Source organism: Morganella psychrotolerans, from assembly GCF_001676155.1.
Classification (GTDB): domain Bacteria; phylum Pseudomonadota; class Gammaproteobacteria; order Enterobacterales; family Enterobacteriaceae; genus Morganella; species Morganella psychrotolerans.
In genome coordinates, this window is sequence record NZ_LZEW01000001.1 from 1,406,087 (window position 1) to 1,429,803 (window position 23,717).

A 23,717-nucleotide genomic window follows, 5' to 3' on the forward strand; every position below is an offset into this window, starting at 1 on the left:
GTTGCTATTTATTACGTCTCTGTTGTTATGAACACAGCATAGCCAGACACAGTAATTAAAAAAAATACTTAATATATCTCATTAATTAAATATAATTGACTAAAAATATGAAAACAAGCAAAATTATTTTCCTTACACTCTTATCTTTAAATATCACATATGTCAAAAATGCTACCTCGGCAGAAAAACAAGAACGATTCTCATTATCAGAAGTGTGTAAAGCTGGCTTATCTACTGTTTATGGTCGTGATATTGATATAATGGAATCTCAGTCAGTTTCAGATAAAATAAGCAGGATAAAATATATAAGAAACCAAGATGGTAAATCGTTTTCTTATCTATGCAGAAAAGAGACATTATCTCGCCTCAGCATATTCGATGAAAATTTAACTGATGCTCGTTGGTATGGCGCCGATTTAGCAGACTCTCAAATATTTTTTTTCAACTACTAATGATGTTTTAACAATTAAAGATGTTAATAATGGAGAAGTATTAAAAACAAATATTTACACTAAAAATGACTTCATTCCAATGACAAAAAAAAACCAAAGAAGATGCAGGTGGTATTAATAATTGGCTAAATAAATATGGTCATGAAAAATCAAAAGAATGGCGAGTTAAATATATAGAGTCGATACAAACAATGAATAAACCTGTAAATGTATACATGCTTCGTTTTAATACATCAGATAAAAAAATTATTAACCTTGCCAAATGCAGATAAAGACTCAACTGCGTATGACAAAAACATATTAAGGATTACTAAGTGGCAAGATTTTTTTTTGTACTCAAGAGCTTCGCAGCTATATGATTGAGAACAAAATAGATATGATACATTCTGAAATATCAAGCAATAAAAAAAATGCAATTTATTGCTACATGCCTTCTTAATAAATGACCCTGTAATTTAAATTATATATTTGCCTGCTTATAATATGTTAAATCTAATAATAAAGCAGGCATATTATGAACGAAAATAAAATCAAAGCATTCGCTGCTGAAGTTGCAAAAGGAATCAAAGTCAAGATAGACCTCAAATAATTAACTAACATGCTCACAAAATTAACTGTGGAAACGGCGCTGAATGCTGAGCTCACCAGACATCCCGGGGGTGAGAAAAATACCTTAATATCAGGTTTTAATTCACGTAATAACTATTCCTCCAAGACATTGCTGACTTGATGGTGGCGGGTTTGAACTCATTACGCCACGTGACCATAAAAGTATGTTGAGCCTCAGTTAATTAAGAGAAATCAAACAAGTATTACGTGAGTGGATAGTCAGACTTTACCCCTCTAAGACAAGAGTATGACAACGCGTGAGATCGTCGCAATCATCAAAGAAATGTAGGTGGCCGCCAAGACGGTCACCTTTAAATGAAAGGTAAATACACAGAATTACTTACAGAGTATTAAAAGGCTTAATCTGAACCCGGATACCCTTTATTGAACAGTCATCCATGATTTCTTTTACACCTTCTTCTGCCCAAGCAGCCGTTTGAGCACCAATTTTGTCGTATGGAACAACATTATCTTTTAAATTAACTTTTGGCTTTGCATTCATAAGAGAATGAAGATAATTTGTGCCACTATCATTACTGACTGGTTTCTCCCAATTAATAATATAGTTATCTTTCCAGATAACATTTACCTTGTTTTCTCTGCTTTTGTCGCTCCATTCATATCCAATGATACAAAATTCATTAGCAACATTATTCTTACCGAAACCGGATATCATATACTTAGCTGATTGTTCAAAGTTATCCCTGTAAAATTCGATATCCAACGGGTTAAATGTCTTATCTGGTTTTGAATTATATAAACCCCAATTCCCTGATTCACTCCATACCGACGAACCCGCTATGCCTGGAATGCTGGCGGTTATCAATACTGTAAGTAATAAAAAACTTTTCATAATAAATTATTTACTCCTGCAAAAAACTTGCTTTCAGCCTATAGAATGTCTGACCCTGTAAATTTTTCAGGAGTTCAAAATTATTTCCACCCATACCAGTGTCAACCGTACGCCATCCTATAACTTTATCAGAGGAAATAACTTTATCCAGTTTTGCAATTCCTATAGCATCAGATATAAGCGTTCTATATTTTAACATATTACGATTGCCATCATTCGCATATTTGACCAAATCATTTATTCTGTTCAAAACGTCTGAATGTATTACCGAACCGTTACTAAACCCATCAACTACTCTGCCATGAAATATCAATCCCAGTAATTTATCACGTCCGTCCTGCGGCACATCCAGATATTTTGCTTTTGGTGATACAATTCGGTTATAAAGTGCATCATGCATCAGAGTCATTGCTTCTTTAGCTTCTTTCGGATTGAAGTACCCTTTTTCCGGGGTTGATGTTTCAGAAAGCAAAACCTGCACCATTGCTTTTTGTCTGGGTGTTAAATTCGCAGGAATACCAATTGTTGGTAATACCATAAATGTTAATTTAGGAAAACAATCTGAGACTTTTGCCTTTAGCTCTGTAGTATTGCACTGACCAATACCCTTGGTCGCTGAGGTAATCTCACTACTTCCTTCACTTACTGCTGTGACAGTTAATGTTTGCTCTATTTTTTTTATTATCCGCTTTTTGCGTTAAACGAATTCGTTCATTGCTGGATTTGAACGTTAAATGTTCTTTGTTATGCTGACCTTCTATTTTTAGTGTAACCGAATATCCGGGAGTTAATTCAAATTCATGCCTGGTCAGATTTGATCTATTATTCAGCCTGATGACAAAATCGGACATCTGATTCACCTTTCCTTGTTATTTAATATTCAACTCACAGGTATAACTTAAGTGAAATCGAATGTAAACCACGGCATTCACGAAAAAATACTTACCCACGGGTAACTTATTTGTTTTATATCACCGGTTCACTGAGCATCACATCAGCGCCTGCTCAAACTCCGCTGTTATTTCAGTCCTCAGAGCACCAACCGAAGATGACCACTTACGGCACAATACCGTGATCATGTGTATCTGATGAGGCGGTTTCCACAGAAATACGGTCATACCTCCGTGCTTTTCCAGAAATTCGCAGACAAGTAATGCATCCGCATTCATTGGGGACAGCATAATGCTATATTTCTTCTGATTGGTATTAAAACCATCAGGACGGCGCTGCTCATAACCATCGCCGAAACGGACAGTACGAACACGCGGTTCGCTCTCAATCCGCATTCCGGGCTTAACTTTCCACTTAAAGATGTCGATATTCACCCCATAGATCCACCGGGACGGCGTTCCGTTGCCATAACCTGTTTTGTTTTCTGCTCAATCAGATTCAGGATTAATTTTGTTTCCTGTGGTCCTATCTGCCCGTTACCGCCCTCATTATTAATAGTAACGTAATTATTTTGTACAAGTGGCTCCCCACTGCCGGACAACTTTGCCATCACCCCTAGCTTTCCGTCAGCACCACGGCGGAGCGGGAAAATACCTTCCGGACCCGCTTCACCCATCAGCCCGGCTCCGCGCGCAAATGCAAACATTGTCGGAGTGTGAACTACCTGGCCACTGTAGGCACTCAGTGAAGGTGACTGATACACACCACCCCTGGCATTCGGAAACAATCCACCAAATCCTGTCGCTTCTAAAGTCATCACCAATGATTTTTTAACAAAGATATCTGCCAGCATCTTCAGGACAGACGTGGCGAATTCACGGAAATTTGCTTTCCCGGTTGTCAGTACTGAAGCCAGTTCAGAAGAAAATCCGTTAAGTGTAAATGCTGCTACATTCTGAATCTGAGTATGTGAATCCAATGCAGCATCACGATAATCACCCCATGCAGTTTGTGCTCCCGCCAGCCAGTCTGCTCTGTTCATGTCTTCTGTTGCATAGAGTTCCTGTTGTTTTGCCAGTACATCGGCATGTACATCCGTTCCGCCAAATTGATCATGAAGCGAGTTTAATTCTGTGACACGTTGAGCCTCACGGGAAGACAGTCCGTGAGTGCTGATAATATCTCTCTGTTTTTTATTTTGCTGATCGGTATGCTGTGCGGCTCTCTTCCGTATATCCGCCAGTCGTTCTTCCTGCGCTATTTCATCACCGATAATGGCAAGCTTTTCTTTCTGGCTGAGAATGGCTTTTTTTATTTGCCAGCAGATGCTGTTCTTCTAATGTTAATTTACGTTTATGTTGTGCTTCCTCCGCAACCGCTATCCGGGCTTCTGTTTCCCAGAGATTTTTACGTTCCGAGCTGATGACCTCCGTAACAGATTTATACTCTTTCAGTACGCGAAGTTTCGATTCCAGAGCGACCTGTTCCTTAATAGCCTGTTCTTCAGCTTTGATTTTTTTTATCAACCTGATGAGACTTACGGTGTCGGCTTCCCGGCATTGTTCTGTCGCGAAGTTTATAATTAATCATCTTTTTGGCGTCTTCATATTCCTGCTTTGTTAACGCCCATCTGTTTTTTTCTAATTCAGCCAGCTTTAATTTTCTGTTAGTTTCCCATGTTGCATTTTGCTCCATCACCCGCTGGCGTACCCGAATGCGGTTTATTTCATTTTGTTCATTGTTTTGTACAGCGCGGTGGTATGAAGCAGCACCGGACTCCTGGTATTTTTGTTCTTTCAGAATCGCCAGTTTTTCCCTGAGGTGCCCTGAATTAACAGAACTATTTACAGACCACGGCGAGTCTGACATTCTTTTTAGTGCCTCTTCTGTCTCACGAATTTTTTCATCTGTTGTTTTTTGTCTTCCTGCTCCCAGCATGGCATCCCAGGCCTTTCCGGCGACAACGGAAACACTGCGCCATGCCGATTCCAGGTAACCAAGATTTTCACTGATACTATTCGTGCCATCATTAATTGACTGCGCATAAGCATCTACCGCCAGACGCGCCGCTGCCGTTTTGTCGCCCTGTAATTCCAGTGTTCTGATCTGCTCTAATTGTGCCGCAGTCAGATGATGATTGGCTTTTTCCAGCTCAAGAGATGCCTGAAGCGGACTTTCCTGCAACCGTTTAAACTGATTTATCGTCGTTTCAACAGATTGCCCGGTCATATATTCCATCTGTGCAGCGGCTTTTGAAACACGGGTCAATTCATTATCACGGAAAAAACCGGAACCGGTCACTTTTGCTATTGTTACCGCCATCTCATTTCGGGTTATGCCGTTACCGGATAATGTCCGCGCCATCTCATTAAGCTGTGATGCTGACTTATTCGCATAATTTCCCGTCAGAATAAGCTGCTTATTAAATTGCGTAAATTCCTGCTCTGCCTGCCACGCGGCTTTCCCAAGCCCGGTGACCACGGCCAGTGCGACAGCCCATCCGCCACCGGCTAATACTCCGCTCAGTCCGAACTGTCCGGCGAGATGACTCAGACCATCAGCCAGAAACCGGCTGCTGTTTTTTAATTTGCCCGTTTCTGTGCGCATCCCCCGTAACTTGCGGATATATATCTCCGCAGAGGATCCCACACCTAACTGCGCTGCCTGAAAACGCAGCATGGCGCTATGAGACAAATTTTGTGTCGCAACCTGCTCTTTCAGCCGCTGAATAAACCTGATCCGCTGCTGAGACAATAATTCCGTTTCGCGCCGCAGTTTTTTGATCTGACCATTCGTGGCTGACAGTAAAACCAGATGGTTCTGTTGTGATAATGTGCCGGTGTCCCGCGCCTGATTCAGACGGATACGGATCTGAGTCAGTTTTTCCAGACCACCGCTTATCTGCTTTACCGTATCAATCTGCCGGAAAAAAGCGGCAGTTAACTCATCCTGCTGCTGCGCCTGTGATTTAGCGCTGCCTGCCTGATGCAGTTTACTACTGATTTGTGCATTAATCCGCTGATGTATCGCTTCAATTTCACGGGCAGATGCCCGCCATTTCCTGACAAAATTATCCGCACAAAATACCTGAGACGCATCCAGCGCTTTCAGTGTAGCCTGTGTACTGTCCGCTGCCTGCCGGATGGCTGATGAGTGATTTCCTGCCAGCCGTCTGATGTTATCTTCTGTGTGATCTGCACTGGCGGCGACTTTCAATAATTGCCGCTCCACCCGCCCCATTTGTTCCGTAAATGACCTGCTGTCTGCACTCAGATTAATCACTAAGTCAGCTATCTGTCCGGCCATAACGTATCCCTCCGGTAATTCCTTCCCCTGCCGCCATTAACAGCGAATCCTCTGTTTCACTGCCGGATATATTTTTTTGCAATAAACTAAAATCTTTCAGTGAGATATCCGTGGCTCCTGCCACCAGCGACACGACTGTGTGACTGAGTGCGGCAAATTCCAGATCCAGCAACTGAGCTGAAAATGGCATCACGCCAAAATAGCGATACCAATCTCCCAACTCAGTTGCTGTCATTTCTGCCAGCATCCTGCGCCAGTCTGCCCGTTTAAATTCATGAGCGAGGCGCAGGATGAACTGACGCTCACGGGCAATTACTTTTCTGCCGGTTCCGGTACATTGCTTTGCTCGGTACTATCCTCTTCCGTAGTGTGAAGCTGCATATCACTGAGTATCAGCACCTCTTTCGCCGCCAGCTCCAGTGCGCCCGGCGGCCAGGTATTTAATACGCAATCCTGCAATTCTTTTGCCGTTCCCCCGTCAGAGGATAAATTCAGCAAAGAACGCGACACCAAAAATGCATTCGACTCAATATTCATCCGTACATAAAGTGCAGTTCGTTTCAGATTTTGCTCTATATTCTCACTCTGCTCTGTCAGTTCAGTCTGACGGACAAGGTGATCGAAATATTCCACCCGCTGTAATGCCGTCAGCTCACTCAACATGATCGACTGTTTATTACAGGTAAATTCCGTTTGCTTTAAAAACATAGTGTTACTCCTGTTTGTTATTCGCTGGTAGCTGACTTCAGCAGTGTTTCAGCCAGTGCGGGACGACCTGAGTTGGTAATTTTGATGGTACGGGTGATCACTTCTTTTGCCGGAACGGTTTTCCCCAGACTGCTGACCCAGCCTTTAAACACATCAACAGTGCCATTCGGATAGCGGATTTTGTAATGACGGATGTCACCGGTATCAAACCAGGTAACCAGATCCTGCTGTCCTGATTCCCCCGGTTTCCATGCCAGTGTGACATTTGCCTCTCCGGCTGATTTTTCCCCCTGAGCCGTTGATTTCCAGTCGGCATCCTCATCATCCAGATAAGTATCGTCATAACTTTCAGCACTGATTTCCCCCGGCTGAAGTTCTTTTACTTTCGCCAGGCGTGTCCAGCCCTCATCTGCCAGCGGATTTTTTGCCTGCGCATCATTACCGGTATGCAGCCATAATGTCGTGCCTGCGCCTTTAACCGGAGATTGTGTTAATGTCATATAACGTCCTTATTATGTTGATTAAATTGAATACGTGATCCGATACGTCAGATCAGCTGAACCCCAGAGAGACATTTCCTCATCCCGCTGATAGTCATAGCCCAAAGGCGATATACTCACAGACAGCGCAGAAAGCGCGGGGATTGATAACATTGCCGGAAGGATAATGTCCTCCGCGCGGGCATCCAGTGCCGAGTCCGGATGAGCCGCTTTGAGAAATATTTCGATATGCAGTACCGCCTCCCACTGATCCTCATCAAGAAGATCACCACAGGGAACGGCATTAGTGAGATACACCGCCATTGCCGGTAAATCATCTTCACTGAGGAAAACCGGGCGGCCGTCATGAATAGTCACATCACCTGCATACTGTTTAAGTACCCCGATTACTGCTGCGCGAATAGTGGTATGCCTGCGCATCACACCCTCCTTTTGATGTACAGCCGAAGCTGATTTTTCAGTGCCCAGACCAGCTCCTTTGGCATATCAGACTGAAGTAATGTCTCCGTCTCTGCGGTAAATGCCCGTGTCAGCGGCGTGACCAGCGAGATTTTCACCACTTCAAGCGGATAACGTCCGTGACCTGTCCGCTGCAAAACATGCCAGCGCCCGTTGGATAACTGCTGAATAAAAGCATCCTTAAAGGTAAAGCGACCAATTTTCAGGACACTGCCGCGCCCTTTCCGGCTATGTCGCTTGCGGGATAACTGAACCTTCGCGCTGCCGACAGCAATCGCCGGTAAATTGCCCCGGTTTATCAGCAGCCGGGCGTTGGGAATGGATTGTTTACTGCCTGCACGCCGCAGGCGGACGCGCTGACGGATAAGTTTTTGCTGTAACCGCGTTTCTCCTGCCACGCGTTTAATACTGCGGCTGACCACTCTTGCCGCAACGCGGTTTACGGCTTGGGCGGTCGCGACAGGAACGGCAGTGAAACTAATAGAATTGAGATTATTAATTGCCTGACGGATACCCTCCATATTATTCACTCTCGATAAAAATATGCGGCTTGCCGTTGCAACGCAGGATACGCGTGACAATAAATGTGTCTCCGTTCACCGTTACACTGTCATTACGGCGCGGAGTAATACCACGGGTAAAAATGACATAGCTGACCCCGTCACCACTTATGGGTCCCATTTCCGACAAAAAATGAAACTCAACCGCACGAACTGGTTGTCCGTTAAGATGGATAGTGATGCCCATTCGTTGTTCTGTCAGTGCATCCATTCGGTTAAGCAAGAATTCAAACTTACCCATCCGACGATGTTCCCGGGAGGAACATATTGATTTTAACTGCCGCATCCGGATCGCCATTAGCGGTATCAGCCCAGACAACACCGATGACCGCACCACCGGTATCAGTCAAAACGCCGTCTTTAACCATAGCCGCAGACCCGGCTTTCAATGCCAGTCCCCCTTTTTTAGGAAACCGGAAAACCCCCTCGGCGAAACCGTCACCTGTCCTGCCCGCCGGAATATCAGCAATCACCACCGCTGCCAGTGTGCCGACCATCACCATCGCCCCGCTTTTCAATACCTCTTTTCCGCTGTTACTGATTTCAATCGTTCCCCCTGCCTGCTGATAATTTTTCGCCATAGAATTTCCTTTTTCTGACTTATTGACCTGATTTTCAGGCATAAAAAAACCCGCAGCGGTTAACTGCGGGTTTCTGTGTATAGCTTTAGTTGTTACTAATGTAGCCTGATGTTTAAACTACGAAATCATCTCAACTATCAAAAAATGACTCGGCACCAATGAGCGGGATTATCCGGGCAAGTACATCATCAAATACCCCTTCTTCCGCTTCAGTTTCAAATTTAACTTTACGGTCTTTCCAAGATAATGTCTGAATCAGACTGGCGGCAACAATACAGGGCGTATCAAGATTATTTACCGGAACTTCTGTGATACTACCTCTGATACTGGTGCTGATTGGACAACAAATAACCAACCCTGTTTTTTTACAGTACTCCTCACCGGAAAGTACCAGTGCAGGTCTGTATTTGCCGATTTCTTTTCCCTTCGTGGGTTCAAAATCAAGCCAGATAATATCGTTTCTTCGGGGAATATAATCCTTGCTCATTCACCAATTTCCGTTCCGCTGACCTGAGCTAATTCATCTGCATGTGAATTAAACTCTGTCATATTTTTAACGAGATAATCTTCTGTAAAAACAAATTTTTTCTTTACAGGGGATAAAACCAGGTTTCCGTTTTCAACGTACATATCCAATTTGTGTCCCGCCTCTATACCAAGTTGCTTAAGGATCGATGTTGGGATAATCACACCCTGACTATTGCCCCATTTTTTAATGGCTATACTCATTCAACACCCCCTTATGACGCCACAATGTATAAACATTGTATAACCACATTCCAATGAGTGCAACAATATCCGGTGAAAAATCATCCAACTGACAATGTCTGTTTAATAGAGCCATAAGCATTTAAAATATACAGACATAAAACATCGGTATAAAACCAATTTAAATAATATAATTCATATGTTATTATTTTTTTACTACTACGCTCTTTATTAGCCTGAGATAATGCAGATGCTGCAAATGATTTAGTTATAGCATCATACATACCACTTTTTAAAACTTCGGATGCCAGCGTTTCCATATCAGCACCTGTCTGCTTTGGTGTATTTGACTGCGATAGCACTGAGGCTGCTAACCTTTTAATAAGCGGCGTGGAATTTTTATCCTTGAGTATCCTTGCAGCCTGAGAGGCTAATGATTTGGATGTTTGTTTTTTATTGAAAGACATATTTAACTCCTGTAAATGAAATCCAAATCACAGAGTATTTTATTTATATATTACGTTCAATGAATATACTATATTGTATATAATAAAAAAAATCACAAGCAAAAAAAACACATTGTTTGTTTAATAAAATAATTACCAAGGAATATTTACATCTTAAATAACCAACTCATTTTTGTCGATCAGATGCAAGAGCCGGAGTGCAGCACCGTGTGGTTTAATTTCACCCCGTTCCCACTTAGATACACTCTCTTTCGTCATATTGAGAATAAGCGCCAGAGACGCCTGGGAAATATTATGCTCTGCACGAATACAACGAATATCATTTCCCGTCATAGGTGCCGGCTTACGATAGTGTTCCTGTAGTTCACGGGCTTTAATCCGTGCCTCGATACGGCGTACTGATTCACCGTCAGTCACACCCGCAGCTTTCATCTCTTTGAAAAATTCAAAAATCTCATTCATTTTACGGGTCATTTTAACCTCCACTAATAAAGCGGGCTTGAGTAATTTGCCTGCTATTCTTTTACCTGGTTTTATAAAAAGAGGACCATTATTAATTAAGATTTAAATTAATACGTAATATTATAATTAACCTTGGTACTAAACCATATTCTCTCTATGTATAGGTTCCTATAAAACAATGTCTTAATCAGATATCAGTATTATTTTTTTTAAATGAACAACTAATTTCACCTTCAAACAATGACTTATTGAGATTATTAGCGTCTCTTTACTGAAAACATTTAGTGATGCAGGTCTAATCTTGTTATAACTGCTGGTATCCGGTATTTATTTTTTAAAATTTATGCCATAGAATTCCTGTCAGCCATAAGCAACTAACGATAGTTTCATTGTGGTTAGCGGGTTGGAAGTTATGAGTCCCTTGCAGCCCGCGTTTTTTATAAGCTCTATTGTTTTAATTAATTATAAAATTATTTACCTTCTAAAAGTAGTACTGCATCAAATCATAACCAGTTAAAGATAGTTTCATTGTGCATTGTAGTTAGCGGTCTGGAAGTTATTCGTTACTTCCAGACCGCGTTTTTATAAATCCTGTCATTTATGTAATCATAAAATTATTTACCTTCTGTAAGTAGTGCTGCATTAAACCATAACCAACTCATGATAGTTAGGTTGTGGCACAGACTGAAAGTCCTGAGTCCCTTCTATAGTCAACTTACAATTAATTATGTTGTGATTAACTGGTTAGAAGTCTTGATTCCCTTTCGATAACCCGCTCACGATTAATTGTATTGTGGTTAGCTGACCAGAAGCGTTGAGTTCCTTTCAGCCCGCGATGATGCAAACTCTGTTATTTAAAATAAAATCATTCCAATCCTATAAATACACCACGCTAAGATATAGCAGACTCATTAATATCCTGCTGATGTTTTTCATACAGCATGTCCATCTTTTGCCACAATACAAAACTGAGTATCTCCTTCGGCTGCTGAGAATCAAGCGTGACAATGGCATAAATCAAAGCGCGGCACTGGTCAATTAATTCATCCAGTTCAGGAGGTGTGTTGTCATACATAATTCACCTCCTGAACTATTAATTTGTTCATTCCGGACAATATATTAGTGAGGCGTATATATAGTGGGTTACTATTAATAAAATGACATATTGATACTAACTTTTTATCTAAACCACTAATTGCTGCCAATTTCCTTTCCAGCCAGTGTGTTAGTGTGATTTTTGGTAAGCAATCGCAGGATGATTTTTGCGATTGAGATCTAATATTGCAGTAACTTTTTGTTCTTCCGTATTTATTTTTGAAAATTTGTACAATAGAATCCCTGTTAGCCATGGCCAACTCCTTCTAAGTTCGTTGTGGTTAGCGGGCGGTTAGTGTTCCACCACTTTCCGTCCGCGCTTATATAAACCTGTTATTTATTTCATCTTAAATTATTTTATTTTCCTGTAATATTTTGTCTTTCATTCAATCTCTCTGTATATAACCACAGTGACTTGAACACGCCAGTTAACTCTATTGTTTTTTAGCGTCAGGTCACAGAATAAATATTGGTAATAAAAAAATCCTCGTTATTTAAATGACATGTGGGATGAAAGTATTTAATGTGACTACCTCATTGAAATAGAGATATCCTACCATTCATTTGTTGAATATTTTTTGCATTATTATTTACCATGCAGTACATGGCATTATTTTATATAGCAGCCATAAGTATATTCTATTTCATAATATCATTACTTTATTACAAGTGGACTAAGGATGAAACATACGTATAATTTATGCACAAATTCTAATCAGGATAATTTTATGGCATTCATTCTCAAAGGTAATGATTACCTTGTATCTATATCAGGAGGGTATCTTTTCGTTACACTCGACGGAAATGAACTGGCTACTATCAGTGTCCCGTCACCTGTTTTTGCTGATAACTACCGTAACAGCATCTCCAAAAATGATGACGAGTTTCAGGATGAATATAATAATCATTATATTGCCACTGTCAGGTCATCGAGTGCAGGTGTTGATTGGAAAATAACAGTTACGGCGTCCCGTCCGGAAGATGAAGCTGAATTAATGGACAGGATCAATGTGGAGTACCAGCCCAATGGTGCATCACCGGTTAAATATAATTGTGATCTGCCTTGTCATTTTATAGAAGAAATATTATTAGCACAGGCTGAAGTTAAAAATAATAAGGTTTCCCGTTATGTCCGCAGAACAAAACGAGATTGATATTTATCAGTCTGTAATATTAAAAAAAACATGGAAAAGGCTATCTTACTTATCTCCGGATTTATAAAAATAAAAAGAATAATCTTTTAAAATGATATATTAGCTATCTATATGTACGCTGTACTGTTTTCCCTTTTAACTTTCGGAACCCGAAACGACACGATAACGGCAAGACATACTAATTGCAAAGGACGGGTACAAATTTGTCATAAATTTGTTGTCTTCACTTCAGGCATTGAGTAGACTGCTGGGAGTAACATGAGGATATAACGGTGGACAGCCAAGACTGCGGAGGGCTGATCACCGTGAAGTGAGTGACACTTTACCTTGTAACAATAAACCTTTCAGCAGAATCACTCACCTGCAATGAGGTATCCGTGGGAGTAGCAACTATGACAAACACTATGTCACAAAAAGCAGTTCGTGAAAGCCTCGGTAATCCAGAGCTTTTTGAAGGCGGTGTATATGTAACAAAAAATGGCACTGCTGAACTTTTTGTACAGCCTGCTGCAGAACGACAGGCAGAGCTTGCCGAGCGTGAGTATCAACGCCAACAAGATGCCCTGTTTCGGATCTTAATGCGGTCTAAACAGGACTTTATAAATAACCGCAAAATGACCCCCGAAGAAGCACTGAAGAGATTAAATGCAACAACATAAGACAGGAGGCTAAATGTCTAAGCCCGTATATCTTTCCGACACAGCATATCTTTCACTACACGAAATTAAGTCTCATCAAATCGATAAGGCTCGTCAGGCTGGTCACTCAGAAGAAAATAGCCAGAAGATCGGCGCTGAACTTGTCCAAAACTTAGTCACGGAAGCCACAAAAGCATTATCCGATATTGTTACCTGGTCCGTCGATCCGCAAATGGCTTCTCGTGGCTATCCTTTTCTCAAATGGCGACAAAAAAGCACAAATTATTTGTGTCTGCATGAAGTCACTGATTCCGAGATCCAAATTCATTTCTTTTGCCACGGCAAAACCGATTATGTAAATGCATTCTCCCGCCTGACAACTGTATATACATACGTCCCCTATTACCTCCCCGGTGGTGATCCACACTAAGTTTTAACTTTATGTATAAACACAAAAACTTTAATGAAGCACTGCCGCCTGCGTCTGGCAGATATTGAAATACCGGCTGTTTTACGTCCCCGCCACCCTCACCAACCCATGATAATCCAGCGGTGCCACACCGGCATCGATGCGCATTTTTGTGGCCACGCCATCTGAGGTAAATCCCTCCTGCTGGTCGATATACGTGGTGTCGATACCATTCAGATAAGCCACTTCTATGGTATCACTGCCTTGGCGTGCTGCCATATACTAGTCTTTTTCGCTGGTATCGCCGAGGCGCGGCTCACTGCAATATGAATGATGAACTATTTAATTGATGGACTAATAATTCAATGCGCTATGTTATATCGGATAATGACGTTGATTTTGATGTGCTAAAAATACCGTCAAAAAAATATTGCTCATACCCAACTTTTCCTTGAAGAAGGTGTTGAGGATTTTTTCCTGCCCGGCTACATCACTCCTCATGGCTATCGTCTTGTGAAAGCACTGAAACGAGACCAATACCGCCTCATTGCAGCAAGTGATACACCAGAAACTGTTTACCTCGCCGCATTACGATTCTGTGATGACATCGTGTACGGCAGAACGACATGCACCCAATAAGGTCTGGCGTACTGTGTCCACTTTACATGACTCAGCAGTCAGAGATTTACCCAGAACCTTTTTCGCGAATTTACTAAAAAACCACCGTATTGTCGTAACGGATGAAGAACAAACCAGTGATGGAAAACGATTCTGGGAGACGATGATCGTCTGGGCTTTCCAGTCAGGATTTCATGTTTATATTTCTGACGGCACTCAAATGGACAGACCACTGACTGAAATCCGGAATATGGATGATTTTTATCAGCAGTGGGAAAACTTTTGCTGGGGTTCAGATCGGGATGTTCATACACACCGGCTTGTTGTTATTAGTAATGATGTGTTAGTGCAGTGATTTTATCCCAGCATTTCCGGTTCACGGAACACTGTCCGCTGTTTAAAAATGATTTGCAAAGGTGATATATGACTAAATCCCGTTTGTACGATGATTCCATGATCGAAATCCTGCGGGATGATCCCGAGTTTTCTACTGCCTATCTGTATCAGGCTTTTCTTGATATAGATGAGGATGGTGGCTTGGGGGCATTTTGGATAGCACTTTGTCATATCATTGAAGCTCACAATCATACATCCCAGTAACCGGATGATATATTCAGCATATCCTTTACCATATTTGGAGGTTTTATTGGACTTTCATTTCGCATTCTGGAATTGTGCGATGTCACCACCAGGTAACAAAAAAGTGCAATCAGCAGCTAACATGGCTGATGCTGTTGAAGTCATTGCTGACCTATTTACCAAGAAAAAGATATTATTTTTGGCACTATGCGAAGTCAACAGTGAATCATTTGAACATATTTCAAGTGCACTTAGTAAACTTGGGTTGCCTCTTTCGGCACAGTTTATGCCTGACAAAACCTCAACAGGTGGTGAATTTGATATCGGCTATTTCTATGACCCGAGTCAGGTTGATGTTGCACATGGCGTTGCACATACCGGCAGACTAGGGTCGTCCTCTGTAAAAATTGCTCAGCAGCTGCTAATGGTTATTAAAGAGGATTCACTATCGCTTATAAACGTTCTTGTATCACATTGGCCAAGCCAAGTTCTTAAGAATGCAGATGATTTCAGAGAAGAGTGTTCAAAAGGTTTACGGCGTTTTGTAGAAAGTCTTATCCATGAAAAACATCAGGTTATATTGATGGGAGATTATAATGACGAACCATACTCACACAGTTTATTTAAGAATATACATGCCATTAACGATCGCGCTTTGGTAATTTCCCAGCCAGATTTTTGGCTCTATAATCCTTACTGGAAAACTCTTGTGGCCAGAATGCCGTTTACAGTTAATGAGCAACAGCATGACTTCGGCACATGCTACAGTAAATCAGGTAACCGCAATAACTGGTCTACTTTTGACCAAATCATTTTTTCGGGTCATTTCCTTAGCTCCGGTCCATGGTATCTGAAAGAATCTGACACAGGTGTCGTTTTGACCGATAAGCTACGCGCTGCCATAATGGATAACAAGCATTGTTTTGATCATATGCCAGTGATCGGATGCATTAGTAAAAGAGAGGCTAATCATGTTTCAGTTTAAAGATCTTATTCAAACAGGTATGGAATCAGCAAGTAATGTTGAGCAAAACCGCAAGAGTGTTGATGATGTTTTTTCTAAATTAAACAAAGAATTAAATGAAGAAACTGACGGTCTCTTTACTATTAGACGCTATTTACATAGCACTCGCGATATTCTGGCTTTAGGCAGAATAATTACAGAAGGACTTACACCAAAGTTATCAGTGGACACAAGACCGGAGACCGGAACACTGAATATAGTTTTAGATAATGGTGATAATGCATCAGTTGCCTTTTGGGAACAACATTCAGATGGTTATCCCTTCACCATTGAATTTTTGGGGGAACGTTCTGATTGCTGGGATCAGGAATCATTAGTTCAGGAATTAGGCCGGTTAGTATCTTCCGGTCAATTATGGTTAAAAGTCAAAGAGCTACAATCTCAGTCGGCAAAAAAACAGGAAAATAATGGTAACACGCCAAATAAATAGTTTAGTTCTCCTCTGCTTTGATTTTTCAAATAATTCACGATCTATGTTTTCTGTTTTTGTATTAAAATACCAACCCAACCTGGTCGTCTCCTGTAAGTAAACACGACCAATTTGCGGTTGGGTTTATTCAACTGATACATTGCATCAATCCCCCGCCACCCGCACCAACCCGCGATAATCCAGCGGTGCCACACCGGCATCAATACGGATTTTTGTAGTCACGCCGTCTGAGGTAAATCCCTCCTGCTGGTCGATATACGGGGTGTCGATACCATTCAGATAAGCCACTTCGATGGTATCACTGCCCTGACGTGCCGCCATATACCAGTCTTTTTCGCTGGCATCGTCGAGGCGCGGTTCAACAATAATATCTGCGATATTGCGGACCGGGTTCATGATGTTGGCATTAACATCCGCCCCTTTCACACTGCCGGAGCCGATCACCTGAATTGCCTGAGTCTCCAGTGCCGTGGGAACAAGCATAAATGCCGGGCGAATATTAAGTGAGCGCTCACCTTCTTTTTGCTGGCGCATCAGAGTGCGGCCTTTGCTGATGGTGTCCACATCCATGCCGCCGGTCAGTGTATTTTTGCGGTCACTGCCAAACAGCGCCTTGCCATCACTCAGTTTTCCATTCTCAGTCAGAACAGCATAAACCAGGTCAGCAATCGTGGCTTTGGCTGCGCGTCCGAGTTTGACCGGGATATCAGTCAGGGCATTCATATCATCATTGATGATCGCCTGGCGGGTGATGCTGAACAGCTCCCCGTAGGTTGCCAGCGCAATGGTTTCCCCTTTATCCCCGATGGTGACATATTTATATTCCGCACCTTCACGCACCCGGCGCAGTGACGGAAACCCGCCCAGACCAACACGGTGTGCGGTTTTAAAGTCACTGAGCTGACCTTTTTTTGTCCATTTTTCAAATGTTTCTTCCGCCTCTTCCCATCCGGTAATGAGCGATTTATACGCCACATCCGTCAGTATATTGCCAAAATCTGAGGTGCTGTGCGTGAATGCCATGCCGACCATCTGCATCGGATTCAGAGTGCTGATGCCGACACCCCGTTCAGTCAGTGACATGCGCGCCAGTTCACGCAGCGTCATGCTATTGTAGACATTATCCGCCTGCGCATCTTCATGTCCGGCGCGGGTCATTATTGAGGCGCGGATACCATCACCGGTGAAATTGCCGTTGCCCGCATAGATATGCGCATTATTTTTATTGGACGGCGTGGATTCTGCACCTAATGTTTCCAGCAGTTTTACGCGGGCAGTTTCCGGAGAGCACTGCGTGTCCGTCACGCATGCCATCATCAGTTCGTTATATTGACTGCCGAACAGGGCAAACACATCTTTGATACTGTTCAGGCGGGTTTGCTCCTCTGTGCGGATCTGGTTGCGTATTACGGTATCATCCTCCGGCGGTACAGGCGGAATGACCGCCGCCGGTGCAGTATTTTTGGGTGAAATCCGGCTTTTAAAATCTTGCGGCATAGCAATAAAATCCTCAGTGCGTTTGGACATGATACAAGCCATCGCCTGTACCGGTTCCGTAACCTGATCAGCGAAACCGAGAGACAAACATTCGTCGCCGTTCATCCAGGTCTCACTCTCGAGCATGGCGGCAATTTCCTCTGCCGGTTTTCCGGTCTTGGCGACATACGCCGGGATCAGAACGTTTTCCACTTTATCCAGCAGGTCGGCGTAATCCCGTATTTCATTTGCGTTTCCGGCAGCACCACCCCATGGTTTGTGGATCATCATCATGGCGTTTTCCGGCATGACCACCGTGTCGCCCGCCATGGCAATAACGGAAGCCATTGATGCCGCCAGTCCGTCGATATATACCGTGATTTTCGCGTCATGCCCTTTCAACTGGTTATAAATGGCGATACCGTCAAATACATCTCCGCCGGGTGAGTGAATATGCAGGTGGATGTCCCGAAGTGCCCCCAGCGCTAACAACTCTTTCGAGAACTGTTTTGCGGTGATCCCCCAACTGCCAATCTCATCATAGATATAAATATCCGCTGATTTTGTTCCCGCTTTCGCTTTCATACGGAACCAACTGTTAACCGGCGCACTGGCTTTCGGGCTAATCATCTTCTTTCGCAGATTTTTCATCGTCAGCCGCTCCTTTGTCATTTGCCGGATCGGTATCAAATACCAGATCCAGTTTTCTGTTTTCATCAATTTCCGCTTTGCGGCGGCGTTTTATATCAGCAGGACTCGAGCTTCTTGCTCTCACCCATTCACCTTCCGTTGCCGCGCCACCGCGCAGCAGAACCTGCCAGGCTTTAGCCTCTTTCAGCGGATCGATCCACGGCATGACCGGACCACTGTAAATCGCATTCATCAAAGAGGCGGGATCGACATCCGGCGGAACCACAATTGCGCCTTCCGCTACGGCTATTTTTAACCAGCGGCGGTACATCGGGCGGGTGACTGCCGCTACGAAAGCGTCCTGAAGAATGCCGTATCCCTCAAAGGATTCGACCAGTTCCTGACGCTGCGCACTGTAAGTTCCGTTATAGTCACGGGAGATACTGGAATAGCTTCCCCGGCTGCCGGCGGCGACAGCGCGGAGTTGTCCGTTACGAAATGATTGCAGATTAGGGTTCGGACGATCAGATTTGACCATGCCGATTTCCTCTCCCGGCGACAGATCGTCAAAGATAATACCCGGTTCAATATTCAGCTCCCGTTCATCAGGTACATCTTCTGAAACGTAATTAGTAGCGTCCCCTTTTTTGATATACATGCCGAGGGAAGCGGCGATACGGGCAGCGGTAAGTTCGGCATCTTCATAGTCTTTCAGGGCGCTGAGACGGATGAGGATGCCGGACAGCAGACTGTTACCGCGCAACTGATGCAGACGGCGGGTAAATTTCAGGTGCAACATGTTTTCCGCTGTAATCGTTTTCAGATTCTGCGACCGGAACAGTGCTGATGGCATATTTTTGTACACGTTGTAACTGACCGGACGCCCCCACTCACTGAGTTTTATGCCCTGACAGATATTGCTGCCGGGTACATCCTGCTCCAGCGGGACAAAGTCAGGCTCCAGCGCTTCTATCCAGAAATGCACGCCGCGTTTTCTTTCCAGACCTTTGGCGCGTCCGGCAACCATCTGCCCGAATACTTCACCATCTCGCAGCCAGGTGCGTGCCATCAGGCGCTCAAGGACTGGCCGCGTATACTGTCCGGTGACATCCGGGCTGACCGACCATTCCGCCCAGGCTGTCCGAATTTGTTTTGCCAGGTCGTCCGCCAGTTCCCCGCCGCGCAGCAGAGGCTGCGGTTCAACAATGATGCCTTTCGCGCCTATCACCCGCTCTTCCAGCTTGTCCAGCAGACCGATCACCAAATCGTGATTATCATCCAGAAACCGTGCCTGCTCCCGCAGTGACCGCCCGCCTGATCTCACCAGTTGGTTGGCATTACGGGATTCCCGCCGTGCGCGGTGAGTGCGGGTCGGTATCGCCGCCTCATAGGCTTTTATTTGCAGACGCGAGCGCATCCGTGCCACCTGCCAGCCGGGCGAAACCAGACCGATGACATTATCAATCAGGCTCACCGCCGGAACCTCACCAGTCTGTAACCCGGCTTCCCGGCGCGGAATGACATCAGACTACTGCGCCGTTTCTCCCAGAATTCGCGCCCTTTGCGGATTTCGCTCAGGCTCTCCATCGACATAGACTGGCCGTTCATCATGACGCTTTTACCCTGTAATACCGCGCACTCTGCCTCCATGTACTGCCGGATCATGTCGTCAATTTCCGCAATAGTCATATCCAGCCACCTCCTGATGGTGAAACGGGCACCCACGCCGAAGCCGTCTTACGTTTTTTCGGCTTCTCCGGTTTAGTGGGTACTGTTGATGAGATAATCGTGGTGTCAGCGGGGAATGTGGTATTTTCCGGCAGGAGATCAGGCAGCCGCGCCCAGGGCGGCGGCTTCTCCCATTTGATTTTTTCGTACCCTTTCAGAATAACCAGCGCATGAGTGTAGACCATCAGGTCAAAGGCTTCATTTGCGCCTCTGCCGGGCGGCTCCCATTTACCGTTAATGCCACGCTCTTCGTACGTCAGTTCGTCATAAAATGAATCATCCAGCCAATCCGGAAAATGGACATAGTTCGGTCCGGGCGTATCACGGCTCAGTACGGCAGCAATCCGGTCTTTCAGATTATCCGTCTGCAACAGGTACAACGGCACATCCCCGGTCGCTTTTGCATGACGATCAGAGCGCCCGGTATTGTCCGGATAGGATTTGGTGATAAGTTTTGATCCGCCCCTGCGGCTACCGCCCTTGAACAGAAACACCTTGCGGCTGAGACCCTCACGGCGGCACTCACGCCAGAATGAATAAGCATTGTCGGTCACACCCGGTTCCCCGCCTGAATCAACACCCAGCGCCATAATGCCCATCCGGATCGCCGGATGCGTCCGCAGGGGATAGGTTTTCTCCAGCACATCCGAAATGAGAAGTTTCCAGTCCTCGCGGTATGATCCGGGATGGATCCTGACACATTCGCCGCGTTCATCTGTCCGCAGTGATTGCGTGATCTCAAACCGATCCACAATCCAGCGCTCCCCCTTTTCACCGTATCCGGTGACCTGAACCACAAACCGGCGTTTTTTGCCGCCCTGCACATCCACTGCCGCCACCAGAAAACGGACGCCTTCCGGCACACAACGCACACCGAGATCTTCTGTTCTCGCCAGCAATTCTTCTGACTGGCGCTGCTCCTGTGAATGTTTCGGTCGGTACGGCAATCCCCAATCCGTGTTGATTACCGTTTTCAGCGTTTCCTCGCTCAGGGTGAGTTCGTATTCCTGTTCGGCGGTCAGGTATTTATAGACCAGCTGAGACAGCGTCTGATAGGCAGCAGCCGGACCTTCCATCCAGAACGATGCTACCCGTGAGCGCCGCCCGTCTCCAATGACAGTGCCGTTTTTATCGATCACCTGACCATCTGCCAGCCAGACACCGAGATTATTCAGTTTTCGTTTTTCATTGCCCGCTATATGACCACGGCAATGCGGACACTCAATGTAAGCGGCTTCACTGGCTGCGACCGGATCAGGGTCGTCCCGGTGACCGGCAACGGCATCAAAAGCAGGCTGAAAATAGTCGCCGCAGTGCGGACACGGCCAGTACCAGCGCTGACGGTTGCCCCGGTTGTACAGTGACAGAATACCGGTGGTCGGCGGGGCTTCGTGGGGCGAGGAAGGCGTCCATTTCGGATCAATAATCTCCCGTCCGGGGGAGCTTTCCACCAGCGTCATTCCGGCGGACATAAAGGTAGTGGTACGTTTGGATGCGAGGGAAAAGGCATCGCCTTCTCCGTCGATATCTTCCGGGAAGCGGTCGTAGTCGGTCAGTGCCACGAAACGGTAATCGGAGGACGACATAATATTGACTGATGGCCAGCCGATTTTCAGGTAATTACCTGCGCGGAATGTTTTGTCGTGAACGTTGTTGTCGTTGGTACGTGGACTCAGCCGTTTCGCGACTTCCGGGCTGACGCGAAATGTCCGATCAAGCCGCTTTTTAGAGTGTTCGCGGGCTTTATCTTCGGTCATCTGAATGAGCAGGAAATCTGCCGGATCACATACAATCGTGTACACAATCCAGCCATCGACAAGCCCCAGCGATTTACCGGTTCGTGCCGGACCGACAAATATCACGGCATCGTACTGACGGGATGTCAGGCAGTTCATCGGCTCTATAATGTAGGGCGTCAGAGTATCTTCCCACGGTATTGCGCTGCCGCCGCCCATCGGCACCCGCATGTATTTTTTTACTGCCGCCGCAACCGGTATCCGGCGCGGAGGTCTTAACAGAACGGAAACGTCACGGCGTATTTGTGCCGCTGATGCATAGCCTGAACTCATTCCTGAGTATCCTCCGCATTTTCCACTTCCGCCGCCAGCAAATCACGGAGTTCATCCACCACATCCTGCGCCAGCAAAATGTGCTCAGGTCGCCAGCCGTGATCACGCTCCAGCCGATCAGGCCAGGTATCCAGCACCTGTGCCACCGCTTTAATAATGGTTGCCATTTCACGATGAGATTCTTCCGCCGGGATCAGCTGGCGCAGAGAGGTTTCAAGCTTGATTCGTTCATTTTCAGACTGGAACCAGTCTTTGCGGTCTTTCGGGGACATCTGATCCGGGTCCTGAATGCCGCCGGAGTCTTTCTCTGCATCAGCACTGAATATTACCGGACCGATGCTACGGAGCGCATAAACCGGATTACCGCGTACCGTTCCGGCTATCGCCACATTTGCATCGAGCAGGCGCTTTTTGACTGTCCCCCGGTTCAACCCGAATGCTTCAGCAATCTTTGCAACACTCCAGTGATACGCGTCCCCCAGATTGCTGATATTAGACATTGTCACCTCACACTGTCAGGTGGTTTCCTTATTTATTGATTAAAATCAGACGGATAAACAACACTGAGATGACAGTCCAAAATGGGTTTTGTCACCTGAATATTGTATTTTTAAAGAAATATCAGAGAGTTAGCAGACCTGCTGCTGACAGCATGAAAATCAGAAAACCAGCCGTTTCCCGTGAGGTCGCCGCCCCGTGGTTGGGGTGGGGGGTTGGGAGTACCTTTTCATAAATATGTATTTAATACAAATAGTTATAAGGTTCATCACGGTTATTTCCAATGATTACGACTTCTGCCCTGCTAATGGTTCTCCCCCCTGTATTAATGTGCTCATCACAGTAACCACTGCGATCAGTTATTGTCTTTACGCAGCCGCATTTGCGGCAGGCGCGGAGGATGTGTGGTGGCACTATTGAACTCTCTTATGACTAACTTTATAGTAGAAACAATAAAATTTTCACATTCAGGAAAAGGTTATTTCATGACGATGTTGTATAAATATACTAATTGTGATTTAGGTTTACGTATCATAGATAATCAGTCATTTCACTGGTCCGCAGTTTCAAGTTTTAATGATCCATTCGAGTGTCTTTATTTAACTGAAAATAACATTAAGACACGCGCGAGAACAATAGCTGTTTGTTTATCAATAAACCATCCTATTTTGCAAACTGAAAAAAATTGCTCATTTAATTAAAAATTATAGCCACATACCAGAAATTATTGCACTATCTGAATTACGTAACCTTATAAAGGAATGCCATTCTGAATACACTAATAACAAAACAAAAGACTGTTATTTTAATATA

Annotated in this window: 31 protein-coding genes and 3 pseudogenes; 10 read left to right on the top strand and 24 right to left on the bottom strand. The window is 44.6% G+C overall.

Annotation, left to right across the window (positions count from 1 at the left end; genetic code table 11):
• Positions 1–107 precede the first annotated feature (107 nt).
• Entirely contained in the window at positions 108–452 is a 345-nt protein-coding gene (locus tag AYY16_RS20175) for a hypothetical protein (protein WP_156664963.1), read from the top strand.
• A gap of 514 nt (positions 453–966) precedes the next feature.
• Positions 967–1,296: pseudogene (locus AYY16_RS20950) on the top strand (transposase); the annotation flags it as partial.
• A gap of 105 nt (positions 1,297–1,401) precedes the next feature.
• Here the strand turns inward: AYY16_RS20950 and AYY16_RS06815 are convergent.
• From AYY16_RS06815 to AYY16_RS06830, 5 genes are all read right to left on the bottom strand, one after another.
• A complete protein-coding gene (locus AYY16_RS06815; protein ID WP_067363736.1) occupies positions 1,402–1,914 on the bottom strand; it encodes a hypothetical protein in 513 nt (170 codons plus the stop codon).
• A gap of 10 nt (positions 1,915–1,924) precedes the next feature.
• Positions 1,925–2,452: a hypothetical protein gene (locus tag AYY16_RS06820; RefSeq protein WP_067363739.1), complete on the bottom strand. Its 528-nt coding sequence runs from the start codon at positions 2,450–2,452 to the stop codon at positions 1,925–1,927.
• 100 nt (positions 2,453–2,552) lie between these two features.
• Entirely contained in the window at positions 2,553–2,765 is a 213-nt protein-coding gene (locus AYY16_RS20180; RefSeq protein ID WP_156664964.1) for a hypothetical protein, read from the bottom strand.
• 138 nt (positions 2,766–2,903) lie between these two features.
• Positions 2,904–3,233: a phage tail protein gene (locus tag AYY16_RS06825; protein WP_082970660.1), complete on the bottom strand. Its 330-nt coding sequence runs from the start codon at positions 3,231–3,233 to the stop codon at positions 2,904–2,906.
• 2 nt (positions 3,234–3,235) lie between these two features.
• Positions 3,236–3,847 (bottom strand): phage tail tape measure C-terminal domain-containing protein, encoded by a 612-nt coding sequence (locus AYY16_RS06830; RefSeq protein ID WP_067363742.1) that lies wholly within the window; start codon positions 3,845–3,847, stop codon positions 3,236–3,238.
• A 123-nt stretch (positions 3,848–3,970) separates the two neighbouring features.
• Between AYY16_RS06830 and AYY16_RS20185 the strand changes: the two genes are divergently transcribed.
• Positions 3,971–4,228 carry a hypothetical protein gene (locus tag AYY16_RS20185; RefSeq protein WP_156664965.1) on the top strand — a complete coding sequence of 86 codons (258 nt, stop codon included), beginning with the start codon at positions 3,971–3,973 and terminating at the stop codon, positions 4,226–4,228.
• Between the two features lie 80 nt (positions 4,229–4,308).
• On the opposite strand, the gene AYY16_RS06840 is transcribed toward AYY16_RS20185, so the two are convergent.
• The 13 genes and pseudogenes from AYY16_RS06840 to AYY16_RS06900 all read right to left on the bottom strand — a co-directional run bounded on the left by AYY16_RS06840 (position 4,309) and on the right by AYY16_RS06900 (position 11,631).
• The gene (locus tag AYY16_RS06840) at positions 4,309–6,111 is read right to left on the bottom strand and encodes a phage tail length tape measure family protein (RefSeq protein ID WP_067363747.1); all 1,803 of its coding nucleotides are present in this window, start codon (positions 6,109–6,111) and stop codon (positions 4,309–4,311) included.
• On the bottom strand, positions 6,092–6,400 hold the full coding sequence (locus AYY16_RS06845; RefSeq protein WP_082970616.1) for a phage tail assembly protein T: 309 nt from the start codon (positions 6,398–6,400) through the stop codon (positions 6,092–6,094). The genes AYY16_RS06840 and AYY16_RS06845 overlap by 20 nt, the downstream gene beginning before the upstream one ends.
• A 23-nt stretch (positions 6,401–6,423) precedes the next feature.
• Entirely contained in the window at positions 6,424–6,819 is a 396-nt protein-coding gene (gpG, locus tag AYY16_RS06850) for a phage tail assembly chaperone G (protein WP_067363753.1), read from the bottom strand.
• A 47-nt stretch (positions 6,820–6,866) separates the two neighbouring features.
• Positions 6,867–7,319: pseudogene (locus AYY16_RS06855) on the bottom strand (phage tail tube protein); the annotation flags it as partial.
• A 21-nt stretch (positions 7,320–7,340) separates the two neighbouring features.
• Entirely contained in the window at positions 7,341–7,739 is a 399-nt protein-coding gene (gene gpU, locus AYY16_RS06860) for a phage tail terminator protein (protein ID WP_067363756.1), read from the bottom strand.
• A complete protein-coding gene (locus AYY16_RS06865; protein WP_067363759.1) occupies positions 7,739–8,299 on the bottom strand; it encodes a phage tail protein in 561 nt (186 codons plus the stop codon). The genes gpU and AYY16_RS06865 overlap by 1 nt, the downstream gene beginning before the upstream one ends.
• Before the next feature lies 1 nt (position 8,300).
• Complete coding sequence (locus tag AYY16_RS06870; protein WP_067363762.1) at positions 8,301–8,579, bottom strand: ATP-binding protein; 279 nt, start codon at positions 8,577–8,579, stop codon at positions 8,301–8,303.
• Positions 8,572–8,919 carry a DUF2190 family protein gene (locus AYY16_RS06875; protein WP_067364839.1) on the bottom strand — a complete coding sequence of 116 codons (348 nt, stop codon included), beginning with the start codon at positions 8,917–8,919 and terminating at the stop codon, positions 8,572–8,574. The genes AYY16_RS06870 and AYY16_RS06875 overlap by 8 nt, the downstream gene beginning before the upstream one ends.
• A 130-nt stretch (positions 8,920–9,049) precedes the next feature.
• Positions 9,050–9,406 carry a type II toxin-antitoxin system PemK/MazF family toxin gene (locus AYY16_RS06880; RefSeq protein ID WP_067363765.1) on the bottom strand — a complete coding sequence of 119 codons (357 nt, stop codon included), beginning with the start codon at positions 9,404–9,406 and terminating at the stop codon, positions 9,050–9,052.
• On the bottom strand, positions 9,403–9,648 hold the full coding sequence (locus AYY16_RS06885; RefSeq protein ID WP_067363768.1) for an AbrB/MazE/SpoVT family DNA-binding domain-containing protein: 246 nt from the start codon (positions 9,646–9,648) through the stop codon (positions 9,403–9,405). Before AYY16_RS06885 ends, AYY16_RS06880 begins: the two co-directional genes overlap by 4 nt.
• 80 nt (positions 9,649–9,728) lie before the next feature.
• Positions 9,729–10,094, bottom strand: coding sequence for a hypothetical protein (locus tag AYY16_RS06890; protein WP_067363770.1), 366 nt, complete (start codon positions 10,092–10,094; stop codon positions 9,729–9,731).
• A gap of 153 nt (positions 10,095–10,247) precedes the next feature.
• Entirely contained in the window at positions 10,248–10,568 is a 321-nt protein-coding gene (locus tag AYY16_RS06895) for a helix-turn-helix domain-containing protein (RefSeq protein ID WP_067364842.1), read from the bottom strand.
• A gap of 880 nt (positions 10,569–11,448) precedes the next feature.
• Entirely contained in the window at positions 11,449–11,631 is a 183-nt protein-coding gene (locus tag AYY16_RS06900) for a hypothetical protein (protein WP_067363773.1), read from the bottom strand.
• Positions 11,632–12,379: 748 nt separating this feature from the next.
• Between AYY16_RS06900 and AYY16_RS06905 the strand changes: the two genes are divergently transcribed.
• From AYY16_RS06905 to AYY16_RS06915, 3 genes are all read left to right on the top strand, one after another.
• Positions 12,380–12,805 (top strand): hypothetical protein, encoded by a 426-nt coding sequence (locus tag AYY16_RS06905; RefSeq protein ID WP_067363776.1) that lies wholly within the window; start codon positions 12,380–12,382, stop codon positions 12,803–12,805.
• 392 nt (positions 12,806–13,197) lie between these two features.
• The gene (locus tag AYY16_RS06910; protein WP_067363779.1) at positions 13,198–13,464 is read left to right on the top strand and encodes a hypothetical protein; all 267 of its coding nucleotides are present in this window, start codon (positions 13,198–13,200) and stop codon (positions 13,462–13,464) included.
• Positions 13,465–13,477: 13 nt separating this feature from the next.
• Complete coding sequence (locus AYY16_RS06915; RefSeq protein WP_067363782.1) at positions 13,478–13,873, top strand: hypothetical protein; 396 nt, start codon at positions 13,478–13,480, stop codon at positions 13,871–13,873.
• Between the two features lie 81 nt (positions 13,874–13,954).
• Here AYY16_RS06915 and AYY16_RS20190 read toward each other — a convergent pair.
• A pseudogene (locus AYY16_RS20190) lies at positions 13,955–14,134 on the bottom strand (hypothetical protein); the annotation flags it as partial.
• 370 nt (positions 14,135–14,504) lie between these two features.
• Here AYY16_RS20190 and AYY16_RS20955 point away from each other — a divergent pair.
• The 4 genes from AYY16_RS20955 to AYY16_RS06935 all read left to right on the top strand — a co-directional run bounded on the left by AYY16_RS20955 (position 14,505) and on the right by AYY16_RS06935 (position 16,503).
• Positions 14,505–14,825 (top strand): hypothetical protein, encoded by a 321-nt coding sequence (locus tag AYY16_RS20955; RefSeq protein WP_235846234.1) that lies wholly within the window; start codon positions 14,505–14,507, stop codon positions 14,823–14,825.
• Between the two features lie 68 nt (positions 14,826–14,893).
• Positions 14,894–15,070 carry a hypothetical protein gene (locus AYY16_RS20195; RefSeq protein ID WP_156664966.1) on the top strand — a complete coding sequence of 59 codons (177 nt, stop codon included), beginning with the start codon at positions 14,894–14,896 and terminating at the stop codon, positions 15,068–15,070.
• Between the two features lie 79 nt (positions 15,071–15,149).
• Entirely contained in the window at positions 15,150–16,034 is an 885-nt protein-coding gene (locus AYY16_RS06930; RefSeq protein WP_067363786.1) for an endonuclease/exonuclease/phosphatase family protein, read from the top strand.
• Positions 16,021–16,503, top strand: a complete 483-nt coding sequence (locus AYY16_RS06935) for a hypothetical protein (RefSeq protein ID WP_067363789.1) — start codon at positions 16,021–16,023, stop codon at positions 16,501–16,503. Before AYY16_RS06930 ends, AYY16_RS06935 begins: the two co-directional genes overlap by 14 nt.
• Positions 16,504–16,647: 144 nt before the next feature.
• On the opposite strand, the gene AYY16_RS06940 is transcribed toward AYY16_RS06935, so the two are convergent.
• Genes AYY16_RS06940 through AYY16_RS06960 form a run of 5 tightly spaced genes read right to left on the bottom strand, consistent with a single transcriptional unit; the run spans position 16,648 to position 22,906 of the window.
• On the bottom strand, positions 16,648–18,630 hold the full coding sequence (locus tag AYY16_RS06940) for a ClpP-like prohead protease/major capsid protein fusion protein (protein ID WP_067363792.1): 1,983 nt from the start codon (positions 18,628–18,630) through the stop codon (positions 16,648–16,650).
• Entirely contained in the window at positions 18,602–20,083 is a 1,482-nt protein-coding gene (locus AYY16_RS06945) for a phage portal protein (protein WP_067363795.1), read from the bottom strand. Before AYY16_RS06945 ends, AYY16_RS06940 begins: the two co-directional genes overlap by 29 nt.
• Positions 20,080–20,298: a hypothetical protein gene (locus AYY16_RS06950; protein ID WP_067363798.1), complete on the bottom strand. Its 219-nt coding sequence runs from the start codon at positions 20,296–20,298 to the stop codon at positions 20,080–20,082. Before AYY16_RS06950 ends, AYY16_RS06945 begins: the two co-directional genes overlap by 4 nt.
• Entirely contained in the window at positions 20,295–22,406 is a 2,112-nt protein-coding gene (locus AYY16_RS06955) for a phage terminase large subunit family protein (RefSeq protein WP_067363801.1), read from the bottom strand. Before AYY16_RS06955 ends, AYY16_RS06950 begins: the two co-directional genes overlap by 4 nt.
• A complete protein-coding gene (locus AYY16_RS06960; RefSeq protein ID WP_067363804.1) occupies positions 22,403–22,906 on the bottom strand; it encodes a DUF1441 family protein in 504 nt (167 codons plus the stop codon). The genes AYY16_RS06955 and AYY16_RS06960 overlap by 4 nt, the downstream gene beginning before the upstream one ends.
• Between the last annotated feature and the right edge of the window lie 811 nt (positions 22,907–23,717).

Excerpts from the sequence above, each read along its gene's own strand:
- AYY16_RS20175 (WP_156664963.1), top strand. The coding sequence starts at position 108 with ATGAAAACAAGCAAAATTATTTTCCTTACACTCTTATCTTTAAATATC.
- AYY16_RS06815 (WP_067363736.1), bottom strand. The coding sequence starts at position 1,914 with ATGAAAAGTTTTTTATTACTTACAGTATTGATAACCGCCAGCATTCCA.
- AYY16_RS06820 (WP_067363739.1), bottom strand. The coding sequence starts at position 2,452 with ATGGTATTACCAACAATTGGTATTCCTGCGAATTTAACACCCAGACAA.
- AYY16_RS20180 (WP_156664964.1), bottom strand. The coding sequence starts at position 2,765 with ATGTCCGATTTTGTCATCAGGCTGAATAATAGATCAAATCTGACCAGG.
- AYY16_RS06830 (WP_067363742.1), bottom strand. The coding sequence starts at position 3,847 with ATGAACAGAGCAGACTGGCTGGCGGGAGCACAAACTGCATGGGGTGAT.
- AYY16_RS06840 (WP_067363747.1), bottom strand. The coding sequence starts at position 6,111 with ATGGCCGGACAGATAGCTGACTTAGTGATTAATCTGAGTGCAGACAGC.
- gpG (WP_067363753.1), bottom strand. The coding sequence starts at position 6,819 with ATGTTTTTAAAGCAAACGGAATTTACCTGTAATAAACAGTCGATCATG.
- gpU (WP_067363756.1), bottom strand. The coding sequence starts at position 7,739 with ATGCGCAGGCATACCACTATTCGCGCAGCAGTAATCGGGGTACTTAAA.
- AYY16_RS06865 (WP_067363759.1), bottom strand. The coding sequence starts at position 8,299 with ATGGAGGGTATCCGTCAGGCAATTAATAATCTCAATTCTATTAGTTTC.
- AYY16_RS06870 (WP_067363762.1), bottom strand. The coding sequence starts at position 8,579 with ATGGGTAAGTTTGAATTCTTGCTTAACCGAATGGATGCACTGACAGAA.
- AYY16_RS06875 (WP_067364839.1), bottom strand. The coding sequence starts at position 8,919 with ATGGCGAAAAATTATCAGCAGGCAGGGGGAACGATTGAAATCAGTAAC.
- AYY16_RS06880 (WP_067363765.1), bottom strand. The coding sequence starts at position 9,406 with ATGAGCAAGGATTATATTCCCCGAAGAAACGATATTATCTGGCTTGAT.
- AYY16_RS06885 (WP_067363768.1), bottom strand. The coding sequence starts at position 9,648 with ATGAGTATAGCCATTAAAAAATGGGGCAATAGTCAGGGTGTGATTATC.
- AYY16_RS06890 (WP_067363770.1), bottom strand. The coding sequence starts at position 10,094 with ATGTCTTTCAATAAAAAACAAACATCCAAATCATTAGCCTCTCAGGCT.
- AYY16_RS06895 (WP_067364842.1), bottom strand. The coding sequence starts at position 10,568 with ATGACCCGTAAAATGAATGAGATTTTTGAATTTTTCAAAGAGATGAAA.
- AYY16_RS06900 (WP_067363773.1), bottom strand. The coding sequence starts at position 11,631 with ATGTATGACAACACACCTCCTGAACTGGATGAATTAATTGACCAGTGC.
- AYY16_RS06905 (WP_067363776.1), top strand. The coding sequence starts at position 12,380 with ATGGCATTCATTCTCAAAGGTAATGATTACCTTGTATCTATATCAGGA.
- AYY16_RS06910 (WP_067363779.1), top strand. The coding sequence starts at position 13,198 with ATGACAAACACTATGTCACAAAAAGCAGTTCGTGAAAGCCTCGGTAAT.
- AYY16_RS06915 (WP_067363782.1), top strand. The coding sequence starts at position 13,478 with ATGTCTAAGCCCGTATATCTTTCCGACACAGCATATCTTTCACTACAC.
- AYY16_RS20195 (WP_156664966.1), top strand. The coding sequence starts at position 14,894 with ATGACTAAATCCCGTTTGTACGATGATTCCATGATCGAAATCCTGCGG.
- AYY16_RS06930 (WP_067363786.1), top strand. The coding sequence starts at position 15,150 with ATGTCACCACCAGGTAACAAAAAAGTGCAATCAGCAGCTAACATGGCT.
- AYY16_RS06935 (WP_067363789.1), top strand. The coding sequence starts at position 16,021 with ATGTTTCAGTTTAAAGATCTTATTCAAACAGGTATGGAATCAGCAAGT.
- AYY16_RS06940 (WP_067363792.1), bottom strand. The coding sequence starts at position 18,630 with ATGAAAAATCTGCGAAAGAAGATGATTAGCCCGAAAGCCAGTGCGCCG.
- AYY16_RS06950 (WP_067363798.1), bottom strand. The coding sequence starts at position 20,298 with ATGACTATTGCGGAAATTGACGACATGATCCGGCAGTACATGGAGGCA.
- AYY16_RS06955 (WP_067363801.1), bottom strand. The coding sequence starts at position 22,406 with ATGAGTTCAGGCTATGCATCAGCGGCACAAATACGCCGTGACGTTTCC.
- AYY16_RS06960 (WP_067363804.1), bottom strand. The coding sequence starts at position 22,906 with ATGTCTAATATCAGCAATCTGGGGGACGCGTATCACTGGAGTGTTGCA.